This window comes from Flavobacterium sp., from assembly GCF_040382755.1.
Classification (GTDB): domain Bacteria; phylum Bacteroidota; class Bacteroidia; order Flavobacteriales; family Flavobacteriaceae; genus Flavobacterium.
In genome coordinates, this window is sequence record NZ_JBEIET010000014.1 from 22,020 (window position 1) to 30,906 (window position 8,887).

Consider the following 8,887-nt stretch of genomic DNA (forward strand, 5'->3'; position numbering starts at 1 on the left):
ATGAAAAAACTACATCTAATTGTATTCTTAATTTTTGCGTCATTTATTGCTTTCGCACAAGAGGTCAAAAAAGAAGAAACTAAAAAAGAACCTCAAGGACATACCGACATTAATAAATTTAGTCAAATGTATGCCGAAATGGCGACGCCTAATATGTTTCGTACGGCTTCTGGTGCACCAGGTCCTGCCTATTACCAACAACGTGCAGATTATAAAATTAATTTAGAATTAGACGACAAACTTTCCAGAATGTATGGTAGCGAAACCGTTACGTATTATAATAACGCTCCAGAATCTTTAGATTATTTATGGGTGCAATTGGATCAAAACATCGCCAGAAGAGATTCACAAACACCTTTAATTGATTCTCAAACAATGCCACAAGCAACATCTGTAGAAAACTTCACCAAAACATATATGGGTAAAGGTTTTGATGGTGGTTTTAACTTAGAATACGTGAAAGATGAAAAAGGCAACGGAATGAAATATACCGTTAACAATACTATGATGCGTATTGATTTGCCAAAGCCACTTAAAAAAGGGGAAAAAGTAGTTTTTTCAATCAAATGGTGGTATAATATTAACGATTATATGAAAGATGGCGGAAATGGTCGTTCTGGATATGAAGTGTTTCCTGATGGAAATAAAATTTATGTAATTGCTCAATTTTACCCAAGAATGTGTGTGTATAACGATGTTGAAGGTTGGCAAAATATGCAATTTTGGGGAAGAAGTGAATTTGCTTTAACTTTTGGAAATTACGATGTTAAAATTACCGTTCCAGCAGATCATATTTTAGATGGAACTGGTGTTTTACAAAACAGAAGTGAAGTCTATACTGCAGAACAAGAAAAAAGATGGCAATTAGCCGAAAATTCTTTTGATAAGCCAGTTATAATTGTTACTCAAGCGGAAGCAACTGCTGCAGAAAAAAGCTTCGCAACTACTAAAAAAACGTGGCATTTAAAAGCTGAAAATGTAAGAGATTTTGCATTCTCAACTTCTCGTAAATTTATTTTAGATGCGATGGCGGTTCAAGTTGGAAATAGCAAACCAATGGCCATTTCTATGTATCCAAAAGAAGCCAATCCGCTTTGGGAAAACTTATCTACAAAAGCTGTAGCGCACACATTGAAAACCTATTCAAAATATACATTCGAATATCCTTATCCAAAAGCAATTTCAGTTTCTGCTGAAGATCAAGGAATGGAATACCCAATGATTTGTTGGAATTATGGTCGTCCAGATGAAAATGGAAAAATTAGCGACCGAGTAAAATACGGAATGTTAGGGGTTATTATTCACGAAGTAGGACATAATTTCTTTCCAATGATTGTAAATTCTGACGAAAGACAATGGACTTGGATGGACGAAGGTTTAAATACATTTTTAGAATATTTAACCGAACAAGAATTTGATAAAAATTTCCCAGCAGATAGAGGTCCAGCAAAATCAATAGTGCCTTATATGAAAGGAAACCAACAGTTTTTAGAACCAATTATGAGCCACGGAGATGTGGTGTACAATTTTGGTGCAAATGCTTACGGAAAACCTGCAACAGGTTTAAATATTTTACGTGAAACGATTATGGGACACGAATTATTTGACCACGCATTTAAAACGTATGCTAACCGTTGGAAATTTAAACATCCTACACCAGAAGACTTTTTTAGAACGATGGAAGATGCGTCTGCAGTTGATTTAGATTGGTTTTGGAAAGGCTGGTTCTACTCTACTGATGTGGTAGATTTAGGTATCAAAAATGTAAAACAATTTTATGTAACTGAAGATGCTACTAAAGAAGCTGCTGCTGCCGTAAACAGAAGAGGTAGAAGAATGCCTAACAGTGGACCAATGATTTATTTGGTTAATAGTGAAAGTTCGGAATTAAAGCCAGAATCAAAAACAGCGCTTGAAACAGAAAAAGTAATGGCTTTAAATGAGTATTTAAACAAAAATTACAGTGCTGAAGAAAAAGCGGCTTTAAAAAATCCAAAATATTTTTACGAAGTAGAGTTTGACAAACCTGGAAGTTTAATGATGCCAATTATCGCCGAATTACAATTTGAAGACGGTACTTCAGAAACACATAAATTTCCGGTTCAAATTTGGAGAAGAAACAATACTACTGCAAAACGTGTTTTTGCAACAGAAAAAAAAGTAGTTAAAATTCAATTGGATCCAAAATTAGAAACAGCTGATATTGATGTAACCAATAATACTTGGCCAAAAGAAGCCGTTGTGGATAAATTTGAACAAATAGAAAAGAAATAAACTATTTAGAAATAAACAGATTGGAAATTCTTTTAAACCATTAAGGTAGTAAGATAATTAAGATTGTTATAGACTTAATGAAACTTAATTTCTTAATGGTTTTTAATTTTTAACTAAAAAAACACTAAGTTTTACTACATTTGTAATTCATAAAACACAAAACTATGTTTGGTATTGGCGGAGGCGAAATATTTTTTATTTTAATTGTAATTCTAATGCTTTTTGGATCAGATAAAATTCCAGAAATTGCAAGAGCATTGGGTAAAGGAATGGCACAATTAAAAAACGCTACCAACGAAATTAAGCACGAAATTCAAAAAGGTGCTGAAGATAATGGTTTAGATATGCGAAGTTTAACAGGTGGTATATCCGATGAAATTGCAAGTGCAAAAGAAAGTATGACAAAAGCAATTAGTCCAACTGAATTTACAAATCCCATTACCGAAATAAAAGAAGATATTGAAAACGCTACAGGACCTATAAAACGTCAAATGTAATGCTGGATTACGTAATACATTTAGATAAAAAATTATTTATATTTCTTAATAATTTAGGTTCTAAACCATTTGATGAAATATGGTTATTAGTTACCAAACAATTAAATTGGATTCCGTTTTTTTTAATTTTACTCTTTATTTTATATAAAAAATTAGGAACTAAAAAACTGGGAATAGCCATACTAACAGTTGCTGCATTAATTACGTTTACTAATGAAATTACCGATGTTATTAAATTTTCAGTACAACGCATTCGACCTTGTAATGATGATACATTAGCTGGCTTAATAAGAGTTGTGAAAGACAGCGACACCTTTAGTTATTTTTCTGGACACGCATCAAATTCAACAGCTTCTATGATGTTTGTATACTTAATTCTAAGAAGATATTACAAATACAGCTACTTGATTTTTCTGTATCCTTTAATTTTCGCCTACAGTAGAATTTATTTAGGACTACACTTTCCTTTAGATATTATTTCAGGATATGTTTTTGGAGGCTTTACAGGTATTGTCTTCTATAAAATATACAATAAAATTGTAAAAAAATATGCGTCAAATACCTAATTTAACTTCTTTACGGTTTATTTTAGCGTTACTTGTTGTGCTTTTTCACACGCCTGAATTTTTCGGAAATAGAAACTTACCTTATTTTAATGATTATTCTCTATTTTTAAGAGGAAATGAAAGTGTTTGGATGTTTTTTTCGCTAAGTGGATTTTTAATAATTCGTCAATTATTCAATGAAAAAATAAAAACAAATTCTATTAATTTGAAAAGGTTTTTTCTAAATAGAATATATAGAATATTTCCACTTTACTACTTAGTATTAATATTCGGCTTTATTCATTACCAAATTATTTTACCGAAGTTGGGTTTTCAATTCGAAAATTCATATAATATTTTAGAAGGAATATTACTTTCAGTAACATTTTTTTCAAATATTTTTTTAACGTATTCGCCTGGTGGAATTTTAGAAATACTATGGTCAATAGGAATTGAAGAACAATTTTACATAGTAATTGCGCCATTGTTTTATTTCTTACCAAAATCAAAACTAAAAACTACTTTAATGTTATTGACTGTAGTTTATCTACTTCTTTTTATAAGTAATATATATCCTTTAATGACAGAATATAAAATGTATTTTTTCTTTTTTACATTTAGTGGGTTTTGTTCTGTCTATTTTGAAAAAACATATTTTAATAAATTATTTTCTAATTTAATTTATTTAATAACAATAATATATTTTTCAAGTAATTTGTTTAAAAACAACCTTAGCGAAAATCAATATTATGTATTTAGTATGATATTGTTTGGTTTATTTATAACAGTTCTTTCAAAAAAACCAATTTTTATATTAGAAAATCGAACTTTAAAATATTTAGGCACAATATCTTATGGTATTTATATGTTTCATGCAATTGCAATGCAAATAGTAGGTTTGGTATATATAAAGTTGCAAATTGAAAACAAAATACCTGAATATCTGTATATTTTTAGTTATACTTTTTTAATTATTCTTTTGACCATAATTATGGCTCATTTATCTTATAAATATTATGAATCGTATTTTTTGAAATTCAAAAAACCTACAACACACGAGTAACCGTCAAGCCATCTCGGATTGGCAATAAAACCGTTTCTACACGAGAATCTTCATTAATAATTTTATTATAATCTAATAGTATTTGTGTGCTTTTGTCGTTTGCTTTTACTTCTTCTAAAACTTTACCGCTCCACAATACGTTGTCAGATAAAATTATACCACCCTTATTCATCAAAGGCACAATTAAATGAAAATAATTAATGTAATTTTCTTTGTCTGCATCTATAAAAACCAAATCAAATTTTTTATTCAAAGTTGGAATAATTTCAATCGCATCACCAATATGTTGCTCAATTTGATTGGAATAGTCAGATAAATCAAAATATTTTTTTTGAATTTCTTCCAATTCTTCATTTATATCAATGGTATCTAATGTACCGTTTTCTTGTAAACCTTCTGCCAAACATAAAGCAGCATAACCTGTATAGGTTCCAATTTCTAAAACAGATTTAGGATGTATTATTTTAGATAACATACTCAAAACCCTACCTTGAAAATGGCCGCTTAGCATTCGTGGTTGTAAAATTTTCTGGTGGGTTTCTTTATTCAATTGCACCAATAATTCTGGTTCTTGTTGCGAATGATTGGCTACGTAATTTTCTAAATCTTCTGATATAAAGTGCATAACTGTTTTAAATTTCAAAGTACAAAAGTACAAAAAGCGATGGCAATGACAATATCAAAAAACAATGGCAATGATAATGGCAAAAAAAATGACAATATCAAAAAGAAATGATAATTAAGAAATTATAACATTGAAAATAAAATCGTATCAAATAAAAACTAAATTTTGAATTTTGACATTATCATTGATATTGCCATTGCTTTTTGTACTTTTGCCGTATGCAAGCAGAAAAAAAAGACATACGCGCTTTATCTAAAGAGCAATTACGAGATTTCTTTGTTACTAATGGCGATAAAGCGTTTCGTGGCAATCAAATTTACGAATGGTTATGGAGCAAAAGCGCACATTCATTTGAAAGTATGACCAATGTTTCTAAAGAAACGCGCGCTATGTTAGAAGCCAATTTCGTTATTAATCACGTAAAAGTGGATACGATGCAGCGAAGTGAAGACGGAACCGTAAAAAATGCGGTGCGTTTACACGATGATTTAATTGTTGAAAGCGTCCTTATTCCAACCAAAACGAGAACAACTGCTTGTGTATCGAGTCAGGTAGGATGTAGTTTAGATTGCAATTTTTGCGCTACTGCAAGATTAAAGAGAATGAGAAATTTAACACCTGGTGAAATTTACGACCAAGTAGTAGCTATAGATAATGAAAGTAAACTGTATTACGACAGACCGCTTTCAAATATTGTTTTTATGGGAATGGGTGAACCTTTAATGAATTACCCAAACGTAATGAAAGCGATTGACATGATTACATCAAACGAAGGTTTAGGGATGTCGCCAAAGCGAATTACCGTTTCTACTTCTGGAGTTTCGAAAATGATTAAAAAAATGGCTGATGATGCTGTAAAATTTAATTTAGCCGTTTCTTTGCACTCTGCAATTGAAGCCACTCGAAACGAAATTATGCCGTTTACTAAAAGTTTTCCATTAACCGAATTACGTGAATCATTAGAATATTGGTACGCCAAAACAAAAAGCAAAATCACCTATGAATATGTAGTTTGGAAAGGAATTAATGACGACAAAGCCTCTATTGATGCTTTAGTGAAGTTTTGCAAATATGTGCCTTGTAAAGTCAACTTAATTGAATACAACGCTATTGATAATGGCGATTTCCAACAAGCCAGCGAACAAGCTACAAAAGACTATATTTCTGCTTTAGAAAAAAACAATATTGTAGTAAAAGTAAGAAAAAGCAGAGGAAAAGATATCGATGCCGCTTGCGGACAATTAGCTAATAAATCATAAAAAAAGAGAAGCAATGCTTCTCTTTTTATTTATATTAAATTTATAATTAATTCCCAATTATAATTGTATAAGAGACTCCGTTTATTGTAAAAACGGCTGTATTATCACAATCTCCATTTCCGTAATCTAAAGTAGCGGTTACTCCATTTTTAACAAAAGTAATAACTCCAAAAACCAATAATGGCTTATTTACTGCTAAACAACTCATTCTGGCTCTTAACGGCGTTGTAATTGTTGCCGTTTGCACGGTTCCGTTTGGATGTGTAGTAGTCCAGTTTCCTGTGATTCTATAAATATTATCTGCGAAAATTTGAGTTGTACTAAATCCTTCCACTAATTCTCTTGTTCTTGTTCCTACACGCGTATAAACGTCTCCGTTTGGCATCGTAATAGTCATATCCAATAACATAACTACAATAGGATGTGGTGCAGATGTTGCTGTAGCAGCGGTTAAAGAACGAGTAAATGTTTTTGTTCCAACAAATTTAATATTGTTATGATAAAAATTATCAAATGTATAAGTTACTGTATGAGAAACCGCTGTTGGTTGATGAACGAAACTAATAATAATTTTACCTTTCACTATGTTCCCATTATTCAACTGACATCCTGTTGTTCCAAAATCAATGGTTTTTGTTACTTGAGTTCCTGGAGTAATAACCGTACCAAAAGCTGGCACTCTTGTAATTGTAGCACAATTTGAAAACACAGAATTGTCATTGTTTATACCTCTATAAGAAATAGTACTTCCATCAACATTGTCAAATAATTGATCTGCAATATTTGAAATGTCATCACTTGCCATATCAATTTTCGCATTTACTAAAGCGTCATCTGAAGTAAGCGTTTCTGGTGTCGTTTCATTCTCTTTTTCACAAGCAGAAAAAGCAACTAATACTAAGATTGGAAATAAAAATTTTGCTATTTTTTTCATCTTAAAAAATTTAATGTTCAGTTAATTAGACTCAAAAATATCAAAAAGGTTTAATATAAAAAATATTTTTCTAATCCTTTAATGTGTAGTATCTTTGAGGAAATGAAAATAACCGAGCAAATAAAAGAACCCATAGCCTACGAGATGGAACTTTTCGAGAAAAAGTTTCAATTGGCTATGTCTTCTAAAGTCGCCTTGTTAAATCGTATTACGCATTATATTGTCAACCGAAAAGGGAAACAAATGCGACCAATGTTTGTGTTCTTAACAGCAAAAATGATTTCTGGTGGCACGGTAAATGACAGAACATATAGAGGTGCATCGGTTATTGAACTTATTCACACAGCCACTTTAGTGCATGACGATGTAGTAGACGACAGCAATAAAAGACGCGGATTTTTCTCCATAAACGCGCTTTGGAAAAATAAAATTGCTGTTTTAGTTGGTGATTTTTTACTTTCTAAAGGACTACTACTTTCAATAGATAATAACGATTTTGACTTACTAAAAATAATTTCTGTAGCCGTAAGAGAAATGAGTGAAGGCGAATTACTTCAAATAGAAAAAGCCAGAAAATTAGACATTACGGAAGACATTTATTACGAAATTATTCGACAAAAAACAGCCACACTAATAGCTGCTTGTTGTTCGCTTGGTGCTTGTGCAGTTGCGCCAGATAAATCGAAAACAATTGAAAAAATGCGAAAATTTGGTGAATTAATCGGAATGGCATTTCAAATAAAAGATGATTTGTTTGATTACACTGAAGAGGCTATTGGAAAACCAACAGGCATTGACATCAAAGAACAAAAAATGACTTTACCACTTATTTACACACTAAATAACTGTTCTTCAAAAGAAAAAAGTTGGGTGATTAATTCCATAAAAAATCACAATAAAGATAAAAAAAGAGTAAAAGAAGTAATTGCCTTCGTAAAAAATCAGGGAGGTTTATCTTATGCCGAACATAAAATGATACAATTTCAACAAGAAGCTTTAGTACTTATTAAAGATTTTCCTGAATCTATATATAAAGATTCCCTTGTTTTAATGGTAAACTACGTTATTGATAGAAAGATATAATTCTAGTTTGCAGTGTTCAGTTATTAGTAATCAGTGAATTTTTTACTTGATACAACCATATTAAAACAATAATTGTATTAACAAATAAAAGCAAAATTGGAATTTGGAATTTTTATTTTGGGATTTTAATAAAGATACAACCTTTTTTAAATCATTCTCGTCTATAGTAATAGAAGCGCTTAAAATTTGATTTTTAAAAATTTTTAAAAAAAGATACAACCAATTAAAAACAATAATCGTCTTTACTGATAGAAGCATTAAAATTTGATTTTTGATATTGATATTGTCAATGAAATATGAAAGTAATCGCATTGCATAAAGAAGAAGCACAACTAATACGTGAAGCGATTGCTAATAATCGCCAAGCACAACATTTGTTGTACACCAAATATGCTTCTAAAATGTTTAGTACTTGCAGACAGTATATAAAAGACACGCATCATGCAGAAGATGTTATGATTACGGGTTTTATGAAAATGTTTACCAGTTTGAAGAAATTTGAACACAAAGGCAGTTTTGAAGGTTGGATAAAACGTATCATGATTCATGAATGTATCGATTATTTACGAGTAAAGAAAAACAGTTTTAATCATAAAAACATTGAAGA

General features: G+C 30.7%; 9 protein-coding genes. 7 read left to right on the forward strand and 2 right to left on the reverse strand.

Annotated elements, in window-relative coordinates; all coding sequences use genetic code 11:
- The 4 genes from ABWO04_RS02850 to ABWO04_RS02865 all read left to right on the forward strand — a co-directional run bounded on the left by ABWO04_RS02850 (position 1) and on the right by ABWO04_RS02865 (position 4,379).
- On the forward strand, positions 1-2,274 hold the full coding sequence (locus tag ABWO04_RS02850) for a M1 family metallopeptidase (protein WP_353077132.1): 2,274 nt from the start codon (positions 1-3) through the stop codon (positions 2,272-2,274).
- A 164-nt stretch (positions 2,275-2,438) separates the two neighbouring features.
- Positions 2,439-2,771: a Sec-independent protein translocase subunit TatA/TatB gene (locus tag ABWO04_RS02855; protein ID WP_291241244.1), complete on the forward strand. Its 333-nt coding sequence runs from the start codon at positions 2,439-2,441 to the stop codon at positions 2,769-2,771.
- Complete coding sequence (locus tag ABWO04_RS02860) at positions 2,771-3,337, forward strand: phosphatase PAP2 family protein (protein ID WP_353077134.1); 567 nt, start codon at positions 2,771-2,773, stop codon at positions 3,335-3,337. The genes ABWO04_RS02855 and ABWO04_RS02860 overlap by 1 nt, the downstream gene beginning before the upstream one ends.
- Positions 3,321-4,379: an acyltransferase family protein gene (locus ABWO04_RS02865; protein ID WP_353077135.1), complete on the forward strand. Its 1,059-nt coding sequence runs from the start codon at positions 3,321-3,323 to the stop codon at positions 4,377-4,379. The genes ABWO04_RS02860 and ABWO04_RS02865 overlap by 17 nt, the downstream gene beginning before the upstream one ends.
- On the opposite strand, the gene ABWO04_RS02870 is transcribed toward ABWO04_RS02865, so the two are convergent.
- Positions 4,363-5,004, reverse strand: coding sequence for an O-methyltransferase (locus ABWO04_RS02870; RefSeq protein WP_353077137.1), 642 nt, complete (start codon positions 5,002-5,004; stop codon positions 4,363-4,365). The genes ABWO04_RS02865 and ABWO04_RS02870 overlap by 17 nt on opposite strands.
- A 218-nt stretch (positions 5,005-5,222) precedes the next feature.
- Here ABWO04_RS02870 and rlmN point away from each other — a divergent pair, with 218 nt between their 5' ends.
- Positions 5,223-6,263 (forward strand): dual-specificity RNA methyltransferase RlmN, encoded by a 1,041-nt coding sequence (gene rlmN / locus ABWO04_RS02875; protein ID WP_353077138.1) that lies wholly within the window; start codon positions 5,223-5,225, stop codon positions 6,261-6,263.
- Between the two features lie 46 nt (positions 6,264-6,309).
- On the opposite strand, the gene ABWO04_RS02880 is transcribed toward rlmN, so the two are convergent.
- Positions 6,310-7,197, reverse strand: a complete 888-nt coding sequence (locus ABWO04_RS02880; protein WP_353077140.1) for a hypothetical protein — start codon at positions 7,195-7,197, stop codon at positions 6,310-6,312.
- A gap of 102 nt (positions 7,198-7,299) precedes the next feature.
- On the opposite strand from ABWO04_RS02880, the gene ABWO04_RS02885 reads away from it, so the two are divergent.
- Together ABWO04_RS02885 and ABWO04_RS02890 are read left to right on the forward strand one after the other, a co-directional pair.
- A complete protein-coding gene (locus ABWO04_RS02885) occupies positions 7,300-8,280 on the forward strand; it encodes a polyprenyl synthetase family protein (protein WP_353077142.1) in 981 nt (326 codons plus the stop codon).
- 296 nt (positions 8,281-8,576) lie between these two features.
- Positions 8,577-8,887: RNA polymerase sigma factor (locus tag ABWO04_RS02890; RefSeq protein ID WP_353077143.1), on the forward strand; the 311-nt coding region annotated here is incomplete at its 3' end.

Bases quoted from the DNA above. Each gene is read 5' to 3' on its own strand.
- ABWO04_RS02850 (WP_353077132.1), top strand. From the start codon at position 1: ATGAAAAAACTACATCTAATTGTATTCTTAATTTTTGCGTCATTTATT.
- ABWO04_RS02855 (WP_291241244.1), top strand. From the start codon at position 2,439: ATGTTTGGTATTGGCGGAGGCGAAATATTTTTTATTTTAATTGTAATT.
- ABWO04_RS02860 (WP_353077134.1), top strand. From the start codon at position 2,771: ATGCTGGATTACGTAATACATTTAGATAAAAAATTATTTATATTTCTT.
- ABWO04_RS02865 (WP_353077135.1), top strand. From the start codon at position 3,321: ATGCGTCAAATACCTAATTTAACTTCTTTACGGTTTATTTTAGCGTTA.
- ABWO04_RS02870 (WP_353077137.1), bottom strand. From the start codon at position 5,004: ATGCACTTTATATCAGAAGATTTAGAAAATTACGTAGCCAATCATTCG.
- rlmN (WP_353077138.1), top strand. From the start codon at position 5,223: ATGCAAGCAGAAAAAAAAGACATACGCGCTTTATCTAAAGAGCAATTA.
- ABWO04_RS02880 (WP_353077140.1), bottom strand. From the start codon at position 7,197: ATGAAAAAAATAGCAAAATTTTTATTTCCAATCTTAGTATTAGTTGCT.
- ABWO04_RS02885 (WP_353077142.1), top strand. From the start codon at position 7,300: ATGAAAATAACCGAGCAAATAAAAGAACCCATAGCCTACGAGATGGAA.